Here is a 17,852-nt window from a genome sequence, read left to right on the forward strand (position 1 = left end):
TGACAGCCAGCAAAACGCACCGCCGCCAAATTTGCCCATAGAGCGCGATCAGCCACCGAAAGTGCCCCCTGACACCGGAATTGCACAGATGGCCTTTCAAACGCTTTCAAATCACTTTCAAATTTGATCTGCGTTGCGTGATGCGCTAAGGAACAGACAGCCCGAAGGGTGATCAGCCGAAAATCATGATTTAGGTAGCGGCGCTACCAGAGAGCTGAAGGGATATCCGGTGCATTCCCTCTCTCATGAACAACGATCTGTCAAATACTGATTTCCAGACTGTCCTTGCCTCTGGCAACGCCGGATCTGATGCGCGCCATTATCTGGCAACTGCCCTGGCATTTGAGCTGAAGGCGGAGAAGGGCACTTCTGTGGCTCCGGATTGGGTGCAGATCTTCCCGGCAGGCCCGGAACTGGCAACGGTTGATGGCCGGAACTTCCGCATGTCTGATCCGGAGGCTTTTGTTGAGCGTCAGATGGCGTCAGAAGGCATGCCAATTCTGGTGGACTTCGATCACCTTTCCTCATTCAAGCCGGAAGAGAATGGCGATCAGACCGCCGCTGGCTGGATTGAAGAACTGGAAGTGCGTGATGGCGCGGTCTGGGCGCGTGTTGCCTGGACAGTTCGGGCCTCTGAACAGATTGCCGGTAAGGAATGGCGCTTTGTCAGCCCGGAATTTCGTGTTCACAAAACTACCCGTGAAGTCGTGACCCTTGATGCGCTGGCGCTGGTAAACCGTCCGGCGTTTCAGATGAAGGCTCTGGCCCGCGCAGATATTCCCAAAACTGAGGATGCAGAAATGCTGAAAGAAATTGCAAAGGCGCTTGGCCTTTCTGAAGACGCCACACAGGAACAGGTTCTGACTGCGATCCGTAATAAGGATCAGGAACTGGAAACTGCAAAGGCTGCAAAGATCCCGTCAACGGATGATTTCATGCCGCGTGCTGATTACGACGCTGTGCTGGCCCGTGCCAACTCTGCAGAGGCAGAGCTGGAAGAGACAGCCAAGGCGGGCCGCAAGGCTGAAATTGATGAACTGATTTCCGGTGCAGTGAAGGCCGGGAAGATCACCCCGGCCACAAAGGACCATTACGTTGCTCTTGCTTCCGCTTCTGATGCTGGCTTTGAGGAAATCAAGAAGCTGGTCGAAGGCATGTCCCAAATTGCGGAGCCGTCCAATCTGAATGAGGGCGATGTGGCCGCTGGCGCTTTGTCTGATGAGGACAAGGAAATGGCTGCGTCACTGGGGATTGATGAAGCGGATTATGCCAAACAGCTTGCCGCTGATCGCGGCGCTGCTGACGACTGATCCCCCGCCCGCAAACTCTTTAACTCTCCCGAAACAGGATCTGAACAATGGAACGAAACACAGAAAGCCGTGAGGGCCAGAGCTTTCAGCATGATATGGCCGCTGGTGCAAAGATCTGGCTTGGTCATCTGGTCGTGCTGGATGCTGGCTATGCCAAGCCGGGCTTTGAAAGTTCAACAGCCGTGACCGTTGGCGTGGCGAAAGACAGCCAGGACAACACCAATGGCGTTGATGGCGATGAACAGATCACTGCCAAAGTTGGCACGTGGAAATTCGACAGTGCGTCTGCTGCTGATCAGATCACCCGTGCGGATGTTGGCAAGCTGTGTTTCGTTCTGAACTCAACCACAGTTGCTAAGACCGATGGCGGCGGCACCCGCTGTGTCGCGGGTAAAATCCGTGCGGTTGAGGGCAATGGGGTCTGGATCGCTATCTGATCCGGCCCGCCACTTTTCTCTGAACATCGCAAAGGATATTACCGATGCCCGCCAAACGTATGAGCCGTGAACTTCTCAGCCGCCTGAACACAGGGTTCAAGGCGATTTTTAACAAGGCTTTTGAAAGCGCCAGCCCTCAGTGGCAAAACATTGCTGAGAAAGTGAACTCAACGGCCAAAGTTGAGACCTATACCTGGCTGAACCAGATCCCCGGCATGAAGCGCTGGATTGATGAGCGCCGCGTCAAAAAGCTGGAACGCGATGCCTATCAGCTCCGCAACGAAAAGTTTGAAGACACAATCGCGGTTGAGCGCGAAGATGTGGAAGATGACAACGTCGGCACCTATTCCATGGCTGTAAAAGGTCTTGCGGAAGCTGCTGCTGAACATCCTGATGAACTGGTGTTTAAAGCTCTTAAAGAGGGTTTTGAAAGCCCGTGTTATGACGGACAGAATTTCTTTGATCCTGATCATCCGGTGATCATTGATGGTGAGGAAGTATCTGTTTCCAACATGCAGGATGGTTCCGGCCCGGCGTGGTTCCTTCTGGCGACTAAAAAATCTGTGAAACCTCTGATCTATCAGGACCGCGTCAAAGCTGAACTGATTGTGCATGACGATCCGGAGAAGTCAAACACTGTCTTTATGAAAGACCAGTACCTGTATGGCACCCGTTCCCGTGGTGCTGCCGGATACACTTTCTGGCAACTGGCCTTCGGATCCCGTGCCCCTCTGACCCCTGAGAACTTCAAAGCTGCCCGTGCAGCGATGGCCTCTCTGGTGGGTGATCAGGGTCGCCCTCTGAACATCGTGCCAAACCTGCTGGTTGTTCCACCTGAACTGGAAGGGGCCGCAGAAGAGATTGTCAAAGTCAAACGCACGGACGGCGGCAAAGACAATGCTCACTATGGCAAGGCTGAAATCCTGATGACCCCGTGGCTTGCCGGTTAAGCCTGGTCATTTGACAGAGCGGGCCGGTCAAACGGCCCGCTTCAGTGAAGTGACCATGAGGAGAAAGCCCGATGGCTGGCAAAACCAAAAACCCCAAAGCAACTGAAACCGAAAAGGCAGAGAAAGTGGAACAATCCCAGGTGACCGGCGATGCAGAAAAGCAAAACGACGCAGGCACAGGTGACGACACAGCGACTGCTAAGGTCCAGGAAGCTGCGAAGGCTGCAACGCAACCGGCAGGTGACGGTGAAGCCACTGCCGAACTGGAAGCTGAAGAAGACACCCCGCGCAGCTACATCGAGGTGAAGTCTCTGAAGCCCCGTCGCCGCGCCGGTCTGAAGTTCGGCCCTGAGCCGGTGAAAATCTACAAAGGCGACATTGATGATAAGCGCATGCAGGCGATCCTTGATGATCCGCATCTGAATGTGACCGGCCCGAAGAGCTGATCAGTCCGGATCCGGGAAACCGGGTCCGTTACGCCCCGCAAGCAGGGGCGACAGCCGGGAAAGACCGGCAAAGAAACACAGGAATATGACCGTGCAATACGCAACCCGCAGTGACATTGTGAACATTTATGGCGCTGAGTATCTGGAAGATCTCACGCCGGTTGATGTGGCTGATCCGCAGGCTGCGGTCGATCAGGCGCTGGATGATGCCTCTGCCGAAATCGACGGTTATCTGTCTGCCCGTTACGATCTGCCTTTGCCACGCCAGCCCCGGCTGTTGCGTCGCCCCTGCGTGGATATCGCAGCCTATATTCTGGCGAATGCTCATACCCGCCTGACGGATACAATGGAAAAGCGCTATGACCAGGCGATTTCTTTTCTGACCAAAATTGCTGCAGGCAAAGCGGGCCTTGGCGCTGATGAACCTGACGCGGATCTGCCTGCGACGGGTTCTGTATCCAGTGGGGAAGAAGGTCTGTCATTTTCAGCGCGGCCCCGCCGCTTTGGGCGCAACAGATGAGCGGTGTTGCAGTCACAGTTGTTGAGGAAGGTCTGGCGCAAGCTACAGACCGTCTGACCCGTCTGACGGTTCTGGATAAACATGAGCTGCTGGATACAGTCGGGCGTCTGGCGCAATTGCAAACCCGACGCCGGATCCGGGATGAGAAAACCGCGCCAGATGGAACACCCTGGAAAGCGAACTATCGGGGATCATCTCTTCTTCATGATCAGGGCAACCTGCACGACAGCATTGATTACCGCGTGAGCGGTGGTGATGTAGAAGTCGGGTCGTCTCTGGTTTACGCGGCTATTCATCATTTCGGGGGCGTGATCAAACCTAAGAACGCCAAGGCACTGGCCTTCACTGCCGGTGGTGAAAACTTCGTTGTCCAGTCTGTGACCATGCCTGCGCGCCCCTATCTGGGCCTAAGTTCAGATAACCGGGATGAGATTGAAAGCGTGGTTGCTGATTTCATTGCGGAGGTTTTGCAATGAGCAGGCTTGTTACTCTGCTGAAAGCAATCCGTGACGATATGAAGACAGCGGATCTGGGCCAGACGATGCGCGATGTTGATATTACACCGGGTCAGTTTGGGGCCGATGATCTGGAACGTCAGAGCTTTCGTGCCCCGGCATTGCGCATTGCCTTTCTGGGTGCCCCGAAAACGGATGCGCTTGCCAATGAGACACGCCGCTATGAGGCAGCGCTGGCCGTGTTCATTGTCACCGATGGCGCAGATCGTATCACTGATGGCGTGGCGATCATGGAAGCGGTCGCTGCCCGTGTGGAACTGAACCAGTTCAGCGCCGGATTGGGAATAGGCGTTCCAAAAAACCACCGCATGCAGGCGCTGTACTCAGCGACGAAATCAAAAGGTGTCTGCATTCATGCTGTGGCATGGTCGCAAAACGTGCAGATCGGGGAGGTCAGCGATTGTGGTGGACCGATTGATGCCGGCACAGTTTCCGGGGCGGTGACGCATGGCTGATCTTGGACGCATTCTTGCCACCATGCAGCGCCAGATTGCGGAGCTGCAGCGCAAAAACAGCAACATAGTCCGCGCCGGTCGTGTGGTTGAGGTTGATCCTGCTAATCAGCGTGTGATCGTTGATATCGGGGATGAAGCAAATCCCTTGCTTACCCCGTGGATCCGCTGGCCGGAACGTGGCGGTGCCCGCAAGACCTGGAACCCGCCTGCAGTCGGTGAAGAGATGACCGTGTTTTCTCCTTCAGGCGAAATCAGCAGCCGGTCACGTGCATTTCCGGGAGGCTTCACAGACGAAAATCCAGCACCTTCAGGTGATGGTGAGGCGGCGGTGTTCACCTTTGGCGATGTGACGATCACCGCAATCGCCGGGGGCGTAAATGCGACGGTCGGCGGCGTTTCCCTTGATCTGACCGGCGCAGGCCTGGCGATCACAGGCGGTCGTGTCACCCACAATGGAACAGATATTGGCGACAGCCATAAACACAGCGGGATCCAACCGGGTCCGGCTGAAACCGGCACCCCAGTTTAGGAGACGAAAATGCCAGAGAAGAAAGATCAGGGCGGCGCGCCTCAGAAGTATGAATATGAAGTTGTGAGCAGCTTCTGGGATGGCCCGCATTACCGGGAAGCGGGCAAGAAAACCGTGTTTAAAACAGCGGATGAAGCAAAGTATTTCACACCGCACATTCTGCGTCTGAAGGATGCCGCGCAGCCTGCTGCAGGTGATCTGCAAAAGAAAACGAAAGGCAAAGGCTGATCTGAAATGGCGGGCATGTGCAGACATACCGGCAAGCGCCTGACGGGCTGGGATCACATCCGGCAATCTCTGGATGTGATCTTTACAACCCGCGTCGGCACACGCCTTGAACGCCGCGCCTTTGGTTCTGTGGCTCCGGATCTGACAGACAAGCCTTCCGTGCCCGAAATCGTTCTGGATTACTACGTCGCGATTGCGGAAGCGATTGATGCCTATGAACCCCGTGTAGAACTGAACGGCTTTGCCCTGGAACAAGCAGACGAAAATGGCGCGGTGCAGATCCGTGTGGAAGTCACAGAGGTGGCAACCGGACAGCGCCAGAATATCGGATATGCAATATGAGTGACTTCACCCCCATTGACCTGCGGGACCGTGCCTTTCCCGAAACTGTCGCACAGCCGGACTTTGAGAGGCTGCTGGCGGATTACAAGCGTGATCTGGTGGCGCTTTACCCTGAGGTCACAGAAGTTGTGAACTCTGAGACAGATCCGCTGGTGATCATTCTGCAGATCGTTGCTTCAGAAGTCGTGCGCATGCGCGGGCTGATCAATGACGAAGCGCGGAAAAACACGCTGGCCCATGGGTTCGGATCCAGCCTGGATAACTTTGGCGATTTCTGGGGGCTGGCGCGTCATGTCCTGCAGGCTGCAGATCCGAATGCCCGCCCGCCGGTGCCAGAGGTTCTGGAAAGCGATGCAGATTTCCGCAAGCGGATCCAGCTTGCACCTGAAGGTCTGACTTCAGCCGGTTCTTCCGGGTCATATATCTATCATTCACTGAATGCCTCTTCAGAGGTAAAAGCTGCCTGGCCGTTTCGATCCGGACCGGGTGTCGTAACCGTTGCGATCCTCTCAAATGAGGGAGACGGTACAGCTTCACCTGCACTGCTCCAGCAGGTCACAGATTACGTTGATGGTCGTCAGCCGCTCTGCGCCGATCATGTCTTTCAGTCCGCACAGATCATTCCCTATGAGGTTGAGGCGCGGATTACATTTCTGCCCGGTTATGGAACGCAGGAGCTGATGGAAAAATGCCGCGTGTCCGTGGATGTTCATTGCGCGCAGCGCCATAACCTCGGGGTGGATATTACCCGTGCCGGACTGACCCACGCTTTGTTTCTGGATGGTGTCCAGAATGTTGAGCTGCTGTCGCCTGCAGCGGATGTTGTCTGCACTTCACAACAGGCAGCGATACGCACAGACACTCGCTTGACTGATGGGGGTGAACTTGTCTGATATTTCCACACTTCCAGTCAATTCAACACGCCTTGAAAGATCACTTGAAACCCTGATCCGGAATGCGTTTCGCATTGATGTGCCGATCGGGGATCTCTGGAACCCTGATCGTTGTCCGGAACATGCGCTGAAGTTTCTTGCCTGGGCGATGTCGGTTGATTTCTGGGATGATCAATGGCCGCTGCCGGTCAAGCGGCAAACGATCCGGCAATCCATCGCGGTGCATCGGGAAAAAGGGACGCTGAGTTCAATTAAACGCGCGCTGAATGCTGCGTCCTATGGTGATGTCAGTGTCATCGAGGCGAAAGCGCTTCCCCGTCTTGGTCGCACTCATGAGCTGGGGCGGTCCTGGAAGCTTGGTTTGCGTGGCGTGCATTGGGCTGACTACTGGGTTGAAGTATCCAGACCAATTGACCGGCGCGCAGCGGATCAACTGGTGCGCCTCCTTGCAACCGTGGCGCCGGTCTTCTGTCGCCTGCGCGCAATCACAGTCCGCAATATCCAATATGTGCTTGGCGCAAATGACTGGGCGCTTGGCACCAATATCCCATTGGGCGGAACATTCAGAACAGAGGTAAATTATGGTTGATGTAGCATCCCTGAGTTATCTGCCGGAAGCGGCAGGTTTTCCGGCACAGATCCCGCAGTTGGAAGATGGTTTCTGGCCGACCGGCGGGCCTGTAGATCCCGCAAATGACAGCGGCATTATGAACTGGCAGGCGCAGCTTCTTGCCTCTCGGACACGGTTCAACAAGACCGCAATTGAAGCTCTGCAAGTTGCGTTTGCCAATATCGATGTCGCAGCTCAGATCAATGCGGCGATTGCAGATCTGATTGATGGCGCGCCGGGGGCGCTGGACACGCTGAATGAGCTGGCCGCGGCAGTGCAGGCAAATGATGGCGAGATCGCAGCAGCCTTATCGCAGATTACCAATGCAATGGTTGGGGCAAATAACCTTTCGGAGGTTGTCAACCCGGCTCAGGCCCGGGTTAACATTGGTGCGGGTACGCCTCGTAGTATCATCACATCCGGGTTGCTGGCATATAATCCGAGCGGCACAGAATGGCTTCATGGGCTTGGTTCCGTTCCTGCTGCCGGTTCATTTGGAATGCAGTTTATTTGGAAAGGCGGGAACACGTCCGGGTATTCTAACGGTGATGTTATCCTGACTTCGCCAACTGCGGATGATGACAATAGCGGTTCCAGTTTTATCGTGAACGCACAGAAAATGCGTTTTGTTCAGCGAGGCGCGGGGAGCCTGACTAACCCGAACGCCGGGTTGACGTCGCTGAATTCCAATAACGTAGATATTCTCTTCTGGGCGGAGGTTCTGTGATGGTTACCTATCTGTCTGAAAATGGCGCAATCTTTGTGTCAGGTGCTCCGAAGGATACTCTTACGACGCGTTTCGGGGTACTTCAGGAAATCCCTGCACGTCCGAGTTCCAACCATTCCTGGATTGATGGTGAGTGGATCGTTGTTTCTGATTATCCCCCGCATCAGGAACAACGCCAAATTGCTTTGGCGGAAATTGACCGCATGCATGCCAGATACCTTGAGGAATTTACTGGCAGTGCAACCGTGGCTGAACGTGACACCTGGAAGGTTAAGGAAGAAGCAGCCCGTGCGCTCGTTGCAGGCAATGCAACCGCCGGACAGGCGGCGATGCTCGTATCAGAGGCACAAGGCAGAGGGGTTACAGAACCAGAGCTGGCCGCCACCATCATTGGCAAGGCTGAAAGGTTCCTGTCGCTTGTAGGGATTGCGGGGGGCATTCGCGCCAAAGGTCGCTCCGCCATTCTTGTGGCGACAGATGAGGGCGTGCCACTGGACGAAGTCGAGGGCCGGGTGAAAGCCGTGTTCGCAATGCTGGCTCACGACGTGCAGGCAGGGATTGCCCAGTTAAACGCCTCAGGAGACGAAGCATGAAGCGCCCGTCTTTCCATGATCTGACACCAGAGCAGCAGGCGCAGTTTGGCAATGGCGTCGGCCCGTGCTGGCTGCCAGATCCTCTGCGCCGCATGATCACAGAAACCGCGAGCTGGTTCTTTAAGGATGCAAGCTGGCGTCACCATGATTTCGGCTATGCGGTGGGCGGCGATCAATGGGATCGCGCCCGCTGTGATTGGAAGTTCTTCATGGCGATGCTGCGCGATGCGCTGTCGCATCCAAAGTGGCGGATCATCCGCATTCCGTTGGCGCTCATGATTGCTCTGATGTTCTTCCTTGCTGTGCGCATCGGGGGGCAGCTTGGTTCTTTTGAATACCGGGCTGATTACGCCAGTCTTGAGGAAATCCTGGAGGATTATTCACCATGAGCCTTCTGTCGCGTATCCTGAAAAAGATTGCCCGGCGGTTGCTCAAAAAACATAATCCAATTTCTGGGCTTCTTGAGGCCTATAATGCTCAGATTAGCTTTTTTGAAATAAGTTTCAGGTACTTTCGCTTCCAGTAAGATCGATCAAGAAACCGCTGGAGATTTCTATATCGAAGTTTTTTCATGTTTATACGGGATTTTTCAATTGCAGAATTGGCTTCTGTTGCTTCAGGTGGCTGAACAGGACATGGCTGCAGCACAAAACTGTTTATCAGAGACAAATCCAGCGGCCAGTCTGCAACATAGCTAACCGGTGTGCTTGCGGCGACCATGCGTGCTGCACCCGTTCGTGTGATATAGTAGGCAGCGGCACTATTCGGAAAAAGCGTAATACGCTGCGCTTTGTGCTTCGGTGATATTGGAGTAGTCCGTCGACGTGCATGTCCTCCTTTGTGATGAAGCAGTGTAATATCATGCCCTTTCAGGGGAAGGAGCGACAGGATGTCATTGAAGCTCTCCGTCAACACCGCATCGTCTTCCAGGATTAACGCGCCAGGTAAGTTTCGGTTCAGGACGTCCTGCTGCATGGCGCGGTGGGACAGGGCGCAGGCGAACTCCGCATCTGACATATTTCGTCCCATGCGCTTTTTGCTCTGCTCACGATCAATAAGGCTTTCGTACTTTTCTGGCAGGCCTTGTCGGCCATCAATTGCATCCCAAACACTATATTCTAGGCCCATCGATTCGAGTTGTAGAATAAGAGGTGCCCGGCGCTTTTCACTGTCTGTAAGAGACAGGATGTAAATATATGGTTGTTGTATCATTTCTATATCCGTGGCCTCAAATTGCTGACATACCGTTTCAATCATACGTGTGCTCGATAAGACATAAAATTCTGAAGCCAAGGCATTTCTCAAGTCTGTTACTAGGTATTTGGGAGCGTGTTGTAACTGAGGTACTGTGGCGCAGAACATATCGTTTTCGCGAAACACCCGCCCTGAGAGCCGGGACAAAAAGACGAAAAGCCAGAGAGCGGGCAGCGCGTCGTAAAAAAGCTTTCCAGATCCATTAAGCGAAAGGCTTGCGCGGTGCACCCGCGTTTGCCTATATGAAGACACCCCGGACATTTCTGAATTTCTGGAATTAGGTAGCGGCGCTACCAGCGGGTTACACCTTTCCCCATGTCAAAAACGCTCCAACAAAAGTTAAACCTTACGTTGGAGCGCTGAATGTCAGGCCTTGGTTATCTGCACGGGATTGAAAGCCTTCTGAACATCAAGGGCGGTCGCCCGGTTCAGACCCTTCCATCCTCAATCGTTGCACGTGTCGGCACCGCGCCAGATGCTGACAACAACAAATTCCCGCTGAATGAACCCATTGCTATGATTGGCGATGGTAGCCTGCTGGAAGATCTGGGCACCACCGGCACTCTGCCGGATGCCTATAGCCAGCAGTTCAAAGAACATGGTTCCACAACCTCTGTGATGATCCGCGTTGAAGAAGGCGCGGATTTTGACGCGACCCTGGCAAACATCATCGGCACTGCCGGTGCGCAGACTGGCATTCATGCCCTGCGCGCGGCCCAAAGCGAAACCGGTCTTGTGCCGCGTATCTTTGATGTGCCGGGCTTTACGTCTCAGCGCGTTGCAAATTCACGCAACCCGGTGGTGGCTGAGCTGATGGGTTTTGCGACCCGCAACCGTGGCTGGATCATCGCTGATGGTCCGAACACGACCAAAGAGGATGCTGTGCAATATGCGCAGGACTGGGGTTCCCCGCGTGTCTTTGTGGTGGATCCCGGCGTGAAGATCCGTCTGAATGGTTTGGATGTTGTCCGCCCGGCCAGTCCTTCAGTCACCGGCCTGATGTGTCGCGTAGATCAGGAAAAAGGGTTTCATCATTCCATCTCAAATCATGAGCTGTTCGGAATTACCGGCACAGCCCGCCCGATTGAATTTCTGATGGGCGAACGGAACTGTGAAGCGAACTATCTGAATGAACATCGCGTAGCGACGATCATTCGTGATGGTGGATACAAGCTGTGGGGTAACGAAAGCACGTCCAGCGAACCTCTGACCAAGTTCCTTGCGGTGCAGCGTACTCAGGATCTGGTCATGGACAGCGTTGCTGCAGCCCATAAGTGGGCAATTGACAAGCCGTTCTCTGTTCAGGCCATTCTGGATATTGCAGAGACCGTAAACGGATACCTGCGCCAGCTCAAAGCACGTGGCGTGACCCTTGGTGGCAAGGTCTGGATTGATCCGACACTGAACACAAAAGAGAGCTGGGTGAACGGTGATCTGTTCGTGTCTTATGACGCAGAGCCGCCAGCGCCAATGCAGCACATCATTTTCCAGTTTAACCGCAACACCGGGTATTACGCCGAACTGGCTGATGATGCCGTGGCGGAAGTTGCGCGCCTGTCCAACCAGTAAGCCTCAGCGGAGATAAAATCTATGACCCATATCCTGCGTAAATTTAACGCTCATGTTGATGGCTATTCCACCCATCTGGAGATTGAAAAGATCACACCGCCACTGGTGCGTGATCAGGTGGAAGCAATTAAAGCCGGTGGCCTGCTTGGCGAGCTGGATGTGCCTCTGGGGGTGCAGAAGCTGGAAGCGGGCCTGATGGTCAATTCCCGCAATAAGCTTTTGATGGGTAAGGCGGGCCTGACACCAGGCAAATCCACCCGTGTAACCTTCCGGGGCGTTTCCGTATCTGAAATCGACGGGTCGCAACAGGATGAAGTCCTGATCATTCAGGGTCGCCTGAATGTGGACAGCAATGACTGGCAGGCCCAGTCAAAAACAGACACCGATTATAAGATTGGTTCCATCACCTATTATAAGCACCTGATTGACGGGCAGCTTGTCTATGAAATCGACCTGCTGAACATGATTGGTGTGGTTGATGGCGTAGACCAATGGGCCGATATCCGGGGCGGTCTGGGCCTCTGAGTTTGAGCGCGGGGTAGAGCAGCAGTAGCTCGTCTGGCTCATAACCAGAAGGTCGGCGGTGCAAATCCGCCCCCCGCAACCAGTTTCACCGGGCCGGATGGCCCCATTTACATCTGGACGCACTATGCAAGATCAACCGGAAACAACCACGACTGAAATCACACAGCCTGAACCACCAACACCGCCCGAAGTGCGGTTTGCAGACAATGGTAAGTCCCGCGAACGCGCGGTGCCACTTGACTGGCCGCTGCTGGTAGATGGCAAGGAAATGAGCAGTATCACTGTGCGCCGCCTGAATGGTTCTGAGATGATCGCGTTTCAGGAAGCCATGAAGGAGGAAGCGCAAAATGGCGACGGTTCAGATGGTGCAATGCTGGAACACTTCACAGGTGTTTCAGCCCATGTTCTGAACTGCCTGGATGCCGATGATCTTCTTGCGCTGAAAGACGCCGTGTTTGATTTTTTGCCCAAAACGATGCGCGCGGGCATAGAGCAGGAAATGGCGCGATCCCAATTGCCAGACAGTTAATTGGGGAACTTGCCTGGGGGTTTCACTGGGGCAAGGCAGAGCTTGAAACAGAGTATTGGGATGAGCTTTGCAAGTGGCACAGTGAGATGATCCGCGCAGCAAAAGCGATGGGGCCAAAACAATGAGTGCCACAGATCTGAGTGTTGCAATGATCGTGCGCCTGATGGACCAGTTTTCTGGTCCGGGCGCACGTCTGCGTGACAGCATGCGCAGCCTGAAAACAGAAGCCAATGCGTTCAGGGCGTCGCTTGGCCGAAACATCCGGACGGGCTTTTCTGCTGAGAATATCGAAGCCGGAATACGCCGGTCCGAAGAGCGCTTTACCCGCGCGCGCCAGCGTATGATCGGCGCGGCCGGAATGGCGCTGACACTGGCCGCGCCGGTCATGACGGCCGGGAATTTTGAAGAAGAGCTGATCCACTTTGCCAACCTCGCCGGATTGAGCGCGGAGCGCACCAGTTCGCTGCGTCATGAACTCAGTGAATTGCGCCATGTCACCGGGCAGTCAGAGCTGCAGCTTCTGGAAGGTCTTGCCACTTATGTGGGTAAAGGCATGGGTATGGATGAGGCTATGGCCTCACTGCGCGGAACGGGACGTGCTGCGACCGCAACACGTTCCCAGTTCGAGCAAATGGCAAATGCGGGCTATGCGGTGATGGACAACCTGAATGTTGCTCCGGACCGCCTGTCTCAGGCTTTCGATATCATGGCCCAGTCTGGCAAGGAAGGGTCGTTTGAGCTGGCAGCGATGGCCCGGAAGTTCCCGGAGATTACAGCCGGGGCGCGCTCCCTTGGCATGGAAGGTGTCGGAGCCGTAGCCTCTCTGTCCGCCGCCCTTCAACTTGCCATGAAATCTGCAGGCTCTGAAGATCAGGCCGCAACCAATATGACCAACTTTCTGGGCAAGATCACGGCCCCGGATACAGTGCGCAAGTTTCAGGAAGCTGGCGTTGATATCCAGCGTGAACTTGCCATTGCCCTTGAACGCGGCACAGACCCGCTTGAACATATGCTTCTGGTCATTGAACGCATGACCGGAGGTGATGCCTTCAAAATGGGTGAGCTGTTCGCAGATAAGCAGGTTCTGGACTTCCTGCGCGCGGTCATTCCGAACCTTGAGGAATATCAACGGATCACTGCAGTTGCCGCAGGCGCGGAAGGCGTGATTGATAAGGACTATGCAGCGGTGATGGAAGGTTTCAACGAAAGCACCCGTCAGTTGCGCAACTCCCTGACCTCACTCCTGGGCGCGTCTGGCGCATTGCTGCCCGTCTTTACTGAAATGATCCAGGACGCCACCTGGATTGTGGATCAGGTCGCGGCCTGGACGCAGGCTAATCCTGAATTAACTGCAACGATAGTTAAGGGCGCTGCTGCGCTGCTGGCCTTAGGGATTGCAACCCGTGTCGTCGGTTTGGGCGTGGCTGTCATGCAGGGTGGTCTGTGGCGCACTGCGAGCCTGTTGCGCGGCACGGCCCTGGGCGCACGTGGTCTTGCCCGCATTCTTGGCCGGGGTTTCAAATTTGGTGGTTGGGCGATCCGCCCACTGCGCTGGACTGCACGTCTGATCCCTGCAATTCCATGGCGCTCTCTGGTCCGGCCTCTGGTTTGGGGCGCACGTCTTATCCCGTCCATTGGCTGGGCTTCTATGATCAGCCGTCTGGGCACATTCGGCATGAATGCCTCTGGCTGGGGGCGATTGATCACACCGCTGCGCTGGTTCGGACGCGGAGCGCTGCGTCTGATCCCGGTCATTGGCTGGGCCGTGATGGCGGCTGAAATCGGGATGTTTGCGTGGAACTATCTGGGGCTGAAGGAACTCCCCTGGCGTGACTACCTCAACACAACCATTGACTGGGTTGGCTGGTTCTTTTCCTTTGAGTGGCTGGACTTCCTGCCCGATTGGAGCTGGATGGCAATCATTGGTGGACCGATTGCCTGGGGTGCAATGTTTGCTTTTCAGTGGGCGGATCTTCTGCCGGATTGGGACTGGGGCGCAATCATTCCTGATCTGGGCGCATGGTTCCGAAGCAGCGAGACCGGCAACAGCGGTACAAGCACCAATTTGAACGGCCCCAATGCAGGCGGTCTGAACCTCAGATCTCCTGCTGAAATCCAAAGCCTGAGCGGGCGAGTGCGAGCCGGAATGGACATGTCTTCAGATGATGCCAATTCTGAACTGCGTAGTGCGTTACAAAACTACGGAAGTACACAGCCGAATGTCACCGTTGAAAGCCGCTTTGAAAGCAATCCGGAAATCAACGTGAAAATTGACATGCCGGTAAGCATTACGCGGCAGCAGCGCGTTGATAACAATGCAATTGCCCGTGCAACCGGGGATCAGGCAGCACGCGCCACACGCCGCGCCCTTGATGATGCAGCGATTGCGGAGGACTGATTATGCTTATGGCTCTTGGACCATTCAGGATTGCGCTCTCAACCATGGCGCTGGAACAGATGGAAGATCGCGAAAATGTGCGCATTGCCCGCATGGACCGGGCGCGTTCTATGCCGACAAAACAGTTTCTGGGTTTGGGTGATCGTGAGCTGGAACTGCGCGCGACGATTTACAAAGAGGTGCTTTCGCCCGGCGGGCCGACACAGGTTGAGCTGATGCGCCTCTGGATGCGTTCTGGTCGCCGCCTGCCGCTGATTTCACGGTCTGGTCATTTCTATGGCTTCTACCTCATCGAAGAGCTGACCGGCGAGAAAACCCATGTGCTGCCCAATGGCACGTTTCAGAAAATCACACTGACCATAAAGCTGACCCGTGCGCCCGCTGGCGTCACAGTGTTTGGCATTCCGGTGTTTTAAGGAGGAAAAAGACAATGGCCCGTGAACAGGAACCCATCACCGTGCAAAAGGGACAATGGATTGAGCTGACCAACAGCGATGTCAGCATCCTGACGTTTCAGGTGCTTGAGGGAGAAGTCGAAATCCTGCGATCTGCTGTGCAACCTGCCGGAGCTGAAAAGCGCGGTTGGCTCTATGGGGCCGGAGAAGGTGAAAGAGCTGTGGCTCTGGATGAAATTGCAGCAACTGGTGGTGCGAGAGTTTGGGCGCTGGGAATGTCTTTTCCTGATGCGATTGTACTGGTGGATCATGCTTAATCCGTTTGACAGATCCGGCTTCAGATCCTTTGCCGGAGGCAAAGGTCCATCGGTGGGGAGCGGCCAGAAGGCTGCGTTTTCACCTCTGGATATTCCGGGGCTGATTGGATGGTATGACGCTTCGCATGCTGAAAGCGTGACCGTGTCTGGCAGTGAAGTGACAGAACTGCGCAACCGTGTGCCTGGTGGCGCGCCGGTTGTTGCTGGTCCGGGTGGCGGGCCAGACTACGCCACCAGCGAACCGCGCGCAAACGGCAACCCCGCTCTGGTCTGGCCGAATAGCGCGAATGAGAAAGGACTGGTTCTGGGGTTTGATGCACCATGTTCTGAGGTCTTTGCGGTCATGTGCTATAAAGACGGGCTGGATACCTCTTTTGATCACTGGGTGACGTTCATTGCTAATCTGGAAGGCATTGACGGCAACGGCAGGCGCACAGTTGGCACGTCGGGCAGTGATGTTCTCTGGTCTACAGGTTCCCCCAATAAGGCCCGCGTGAATGGCGCTTCACCGTCAGGCACCGTTTTGCCCATGCCTTTGTCCGTTGTCAGGTTTTCGGCACTGGACCACCCGACACCAGGTGAACCCGTGCGAATTGCCACACTGGGTGGCCCGAATAAAAATGACGCGGATCGGGCCTGGCAGGGGATTATGTGTGAGCTGTTGGCTTTTCACGCTTCAAGCCCGCCGACTGCAGCGCAGGTACAGCAAGTCGAAACCTGGGCGAAGCAGAAATATGGTATCCTGTGAGGTGGCAAAATGGCTGATACTTATGAAACCAAAGAGGGTGATACCGTAGACAGCATTGCCTGGCAGCACTACGGACGCCACGAAGGCAGCACAGAGGCATTGCGGGAAGCAAACCGGGGGCTGGCCCAGTCCCCGTTGGTTCTGCCAGCCGGGTTGACGGTGATCCTGCCAGACCTTCCCGAAGTCAGCGCCGTGCAGCCGGTGAAACTCTATGATTAATCTGCGTCAATACCGGCCCACTTTCCGCCTCACTGTTGAAGGCAAACCTTTTAACAGCGCCCGCGTACTGCGTATCGAGGCCACGGATGCTGCCGGGTATGAAAGCGATGAGCTGACAATCACCTTCGATGACACATTTCCTTTTGTTGAGCGCCCGCGCGAAGGTGCAGCCATTACTCTGGATCTGGGGTTTGAGGAAACCGGCCTGATGTTTGCCGGGACATATCTGTTTGAGGAATGGGGGCGGAATGGTTTTGAACGCACCGCCACCCTGACCGCGAAAGCTGCAGATCACGCGAAAAGCCTGAAAGAACCCAAAACCCGTAATTGGTCGGGAACCGTCGAAAGCATCGCTGGCGAGATTGCCCGGAGCCATAATCTGAAACTGGTGATTTCCGAAGCGCTGGCGTCTCATGTGATTGATTACATCGCGCAGACCAATGAGAGCGACCAGAACCTGCTGACCCGGATCGGCAGACGCATTGGCGCGGTGATTGCGCCGAAAGATGGTCATCTGCTGGTGACAGAGCGTAACAGCGGTAAAACAGCCAGCGGTCAGGATCTGCCCGCTGTGCAGGTCACAACAGACAGACTGATTGCCGACAACGCCTATTCCGTCAACCTGAAGCCGCGTAGCCGCTTTTCCCGCATCATTGCCAACTGGGAGGATGCAGCCGCCGGTCGCACCCGCCAGGCGATCCTTGAACTGGCTGTTGAAGGCCCCTCAATAACCCTTCGAGAGGTGTTTCAGAATGAGGCTGACGCTGTGAAAGCAGCAGAGGCCCGTCACAAAGAGGTGCGGGCTGGTGAAGGTGAAATGACTGTTGAGCTGGTCGGTGCCCCTGCGGCCCGCGCAGAGGCACCAGTGCAAGTCCTGAATGTGGCTCCGGATCTGGATGGAAACTGGATCGCGCATTCCGTTACCCATGTCTGGGACTTTGGAGAAGAAGGCGGCGCGACCACCACCATTGAAGCGCAATTCGGTATGGATGAAGAGAAAGAAGACAAGCCCGCTACAACATCCGCAAACCGGAATACAGGCAATGGAGAGTACATCTCAATTCTGGATCGCTGAGTTGCTACAGATCCCGCTAAATCTCAGTGACAGTCATTTTGTCTCGCACTGACAAAACTTTTGGCCCGCTACATCTACTATCCGGGCTCTGGTAAGTTCGGGGCCGACGCAGGTATCGGTTATCTGGGCAACAATAATGCTGTTGTCATCGGGTATGACTTCATTCAGCAGACCGGAACTTTCAGTCTGGGCTATGCCGATGTAGATTCACCTTCTGCACCACCGCCACCACCGCCACCACCTCCACCTCCACCGCCGCCACCGCCGC

The 17,852-nt window shown here is 55.2% G+C and carries 26 protein-coding genes and 1 tRNA gene; 26 read left to right on the forward strand and 1 reads right to left on the reverse strand.

The genetic code is table 11. The features are described from left to right. Window positions 1–245 precede the first annotated feature (245 nt). The 15 genes from H1D41_RS17265 to H1D41_RS17335 all read left to right on the forward strand — a co-directional run bounded on the left by H1D41_RS17265 (window position 246) and on the right by H1D41_RS17335 (window position 8,944). Window positions 246–1,310: a phage protease gene (locus H1D41_RS17265; protein ID WP_228850096.1), complete on the forward strand. Its 1,065-nt coding sequence runs from the start codon at window positions 246–248 to the stop codon at window positions 1,308–1,310. 47 nt (window positions 1,311–1,357) lie between these two features. Further along, complete coding sequence (locus tag H1D41_RS17270; protein WP_228850097.1) at window positions 1,358–1,747, forward strand: hypothetical protein; 390 nt, start codon at window positions 1,358–1,360, stop codon at window positions 1,745–1,747. Window positions 1,748–1,791: 44 nt separating this feature from the next. Beyond that, complete coding sequence (locus tag H1D41_RS17275) at window positions 1,792–2,697, forward strand: Mu-like prophage major head subunit gpT family protein (protein WP_228850098.1); 906 nt, start codon at window positions 1,792–1,794, stop codon at window positions 2,695–2,697. 71 nt (window positions 2,698–2,768) lie between these two features. Continuing rightward, window positions 2,769–3,143 (forward strand): hypothetical protein, encoded by a 375-nt coding sequence (locus H1D41_RS17280; protein WP_228850099.1) that lies wholly within the window; start codon window positions 2,769–2,771, stop codon window positions 3,141–3,143. Between the two features lie 91 nt (window positions 3,144–3,234). Next, entirely contained in the window at window positions 3,235–3,663 is a 429-nt protein-coding gene (locus H1D41_RS17285; RefSeq protein WP_228850100.1) for a gp436 family protein, read from the forward strand. After that, window positions 3,660–4,139, forward strand: a complete 480-nt coding sequence (locus tag H1D41_RS17290; protein WP_228850101.1) for a phage virion morphogenesis protein — start codon at window positions 3,660–3,662, stop codon at window positions 4,137–4,139. Before H1D41_RS17285 ends, H1D41_RS17290 begins: the two co-directional genes overlap by 4 nt. After that, window positions 4,136–4,633, forward strand: a complete 498-nt coding sequence (locus H1D41_RS17295; RefSeq protein ID WP_228850102.1) for a hypothetical protein — start codon at window positions 4,136–4,138, stop codon at window positions 4,631–4,633. Before H1D41_RS17290 ends, H1D41_RS17295 begins: the two co-directional genes overlap by 4 nt. Then, window positions 4,626–5,162: a phage baseplate assembly protein V gene (locus H1D41_RS17300; RefSeq protein WP_228850103.1), complete on the forward strand. Its 537-nt coding sequence runs from the start codon at window positions 4,626–4,628 to the stop codon at window positions 5,160–5,162. The genes H1D41_RS17295 and H1D41_RS17300 overlap by 8 nt, the downstream gene beginning before the upstream one ends. Before the next feature lie 9 nt (window positions 5,163–5,171). Further along, window positions 5,172–5,390, forward strand: coding sequence for a hypothetical protein (locus H1D41_RS17305; protein WP_228850104.1), 219 nt, complete (start codon window positions 5,172–5,174; stop codon window positions 5,388–5,390). Between the two features lie 15 nt (window positions 5,391–5,405). After that, window positions 5,406–5,732, forward strand: a complete 327-nt coding sequence (locus H1D41_RS17310) for a GPW/gp25 family protein (protein ID WP_228850105.1) — start codon at window positions 5,406–5,408, stop codon at window positions 5,730–5,732. Beyond that, window positions 5,729–6,625, forward strand: a complete 897-nt coding sequence (locus H1D41_RS17315) for a baseplate assembly protein (RefSeq protein WP_228850106.1) — start codon at window positions 5,729–5,731, stop codon at window positions 6,623–6,625. The genes H1D41_RS17310 and H1D41_RS17315 overlap by 4 nt, the downstream gene beginning before the upstream one ends. Continuing rightward, window positions 6,618–7,214: a phage tail protein I gene (locus H1D41_RS17320; protein WP_228850107.1), complete on the forward strand. Its 597-nt coding sequence runs from the start codon at window positions 6,618–6,620 to the stop codon at window positions 7,212–7,214. Before H1D41_RS17315 ends, H1D41_RS17320 begins: the two co-directional genes overlap by 8 nt. After that, window positions 7,207–7,962 carry a hypothetical protein gene (locus tag H1D41_RS17325; RefSeq protein WP_228850108.1) on the forward strand — a complete coding sequence of 252 codons (756 nt, stop codon included), beginning with the start codon at window positions 7,207–7,209 and terminating at the stop codon, window positions 7,960–7,962. The genes H1D41_RS17320 and H1D41_RS17325 overlap by 8 nt, the downstream gene beginning before the upstream one ends. Then, the gene (locus H1D41_RS17330; protein WP_228850109.1) at window positions 7,962–8,555 is read left to right on the forward strand and encodes a hypothetical protein; all 594 of its coding nucleotides are present in this window, start codon (window positions 7,962–7,964) and stop codon (window positions 8,553–8,555) included. The genes H1D41_RS17325 and H1D41_RS17330 overlap by 1 nt, the downstream gene beginning before the upstream one ends. Continuing rightward, a complete protein-coding gene (locus H1D41_RS17335) occupies window positions 8,552–8,944 on the forward strand; it encodes a hypothetical protein (protein WP_228850110.1) in 393 nt (130 codons plus the stop codon). The genes H1D41_RS17330 and H1D41_RS17335 overlap by 4 nt, the downstream gene beginning before the upstream one ends. An 88-nt stretch (window positions 8,945–9,032) precedes the next feature. Here the strand turns inward: H1D41_RS17335 and H1D41_RS17340 are convergent, their stop codons facing one another. Further along, entirely contained in the window at window positions 9,033–9,848 is an 816-nt protein-coding gene (locus H1D41_RS17340; protein WP_228850111.1) for a glycosyltransferase family 25 protein, read from the reverse strand. Between the two features lie 324 nt (window positions 9,849–10,172). Between H1D41_RS17340 and H1D41_RS17345 the strand changes: the two genes are divergently transcribed. From H1D41_RS17345 to H1D41_RS17395, 11 genes are all read left to right on the forward strand, one after another. Next, window positions 10,173–11,378, forward strand: a complete 1,206-nt coding sequence (locus H1D41_RS17345) for a phage tail sheath C-terminal domain-containing protein (RefSeq protein WP_228850112.1) — start codon at window positions 10,173–10,175, stop codon at window positions 11,376–11,378. A 21-nt stretch (window positions 11,379–11,399) separates the two neighbouring features. Then, window positions 11,400–11,903 carry a phage major tail tube protein gene (locus tag H1D41_RS17350; protein ID WP_228850113.1) on the forward strand — a complete coding sequence of 168 codons (504 nt, stop codon included), beginning with the start codon at window positions 11,400–11,402 and terminating at the stop codon, window positions 11,901–11,903. Window positions 11,904–11,910: 7 nt separating this feature from the next. Continuing rightward, window positions 11,911–11,985: transfer RNA gene (locus H1D41_RS17355), tRNA-Met, on the forward strand. 42 nt (window positions 11,986–12,027) lie between these two features. Further along, window positions 12,028–12,432, forward strand: coding sequence for a phage tail assembly protein (locus H1D41_RS17360; protein ID WP_228850114.1), 405 nt, complete (start codon window positions 12,028–12,030; stop codon window positions 12,430–12,432). A 121-nt stretch (window positions 12,433–12,553) separates the two neighbouring features. Continuing rightward, window positions 12,554–14,830: a phage tail tape measure protein gene (locus H1D41_RS17365; protein ID WP_228850115.1), complete on the forward strand. Its 2,277-nt coding sequence runs from the start codon at window positions 12,554–12,556 to the stop codon at window positions 14,828–14,830. Window positions 14,831–14,832: 2 nt separating this feature from the next. Beyond that, window positions 14,833–15,246 (forward strand): phage tail protein, encoded by a 414-nt coding sequence (locus tag H1D41_RS17370; RefSeq protein ID WP_228850116.1) that lies wholly within the window; start codon window positions 14,833–14,835, stop codon window positions 15,244–15,246. 14 nt (window positions 15,247–15,260) lie between these two features. Further along, window positions 15,261–15,542: a hypothetical protein gene (locus H1D41_RS17375; RefSeq protein ID WP_228850117.1), complete on the forward strand. Its 282-nt coding sequence runs from the start codon at window positions 15,261–15,263 to the stop codon at window positions 15,540–15,542. Next, complete coding sequence (locus H1D41_RS17380) at window positions 15,535–16,290, forward strand: hypothetical protein (RefSeq protein WP_228850118.1); 756 nt, start codon at window positions 15,535–15,537, stop codon at window positions 16,288–16,290. Before H1D41_RS17375 ends, H1D41_RS17380 begins: the two co-directional genes overlap by 8 nt. A 9-nt stretch (window positions 16,291–16,299) precedes the next feature. Then, the gene (locus tag H1D41_RS17385; protein WP_228850119.1) at window positions 16,300–16,509 is read left to right on the forward strand and encodes a tail protein X; all 210 of its coding nucleotides are present in this window, start codon (window positions 16,300–16,302) and stop codon (window positions 16,507–16,509) included. After that, the gene (locus H1D41_RS17390) at window positions 16,502–17,584 is read left to right on the forward strand and encodes a contractile injection system protein, VgrG/Pvc8 family (protein WP_228850120.1); all 1,083 of its coding nucleotides are present in this window, start codon (window positions 16,502–16,504) and stop codon (window positions 17,582–17,584) included. Before H1D41_RS17385 ends, H1D41_RS17390 begins: the two co-directional genes overlap by 8 nt. 60 nt (window positions 17,585–17,644) lie before the next feature. Continuing rightward, window positions 17,645–17,852 (forward strand): hypothetical protein (locus tag H1D41_RS17395; protein ID WP_228850122.1); only part of this gene is annotated, 208 nt, incomplete at its 3' end.

Origin of the sequence: Halocynthiibacter styelae (assembly GCF_016123485.1) — a bacterium.
GTDB lineage: Bacteria > Pseudomonadota > Alphaproteobacteria > Rhodobacterales > Rhodobacteraceae > Halocynthiibacter > Halocynthiibacter styelae.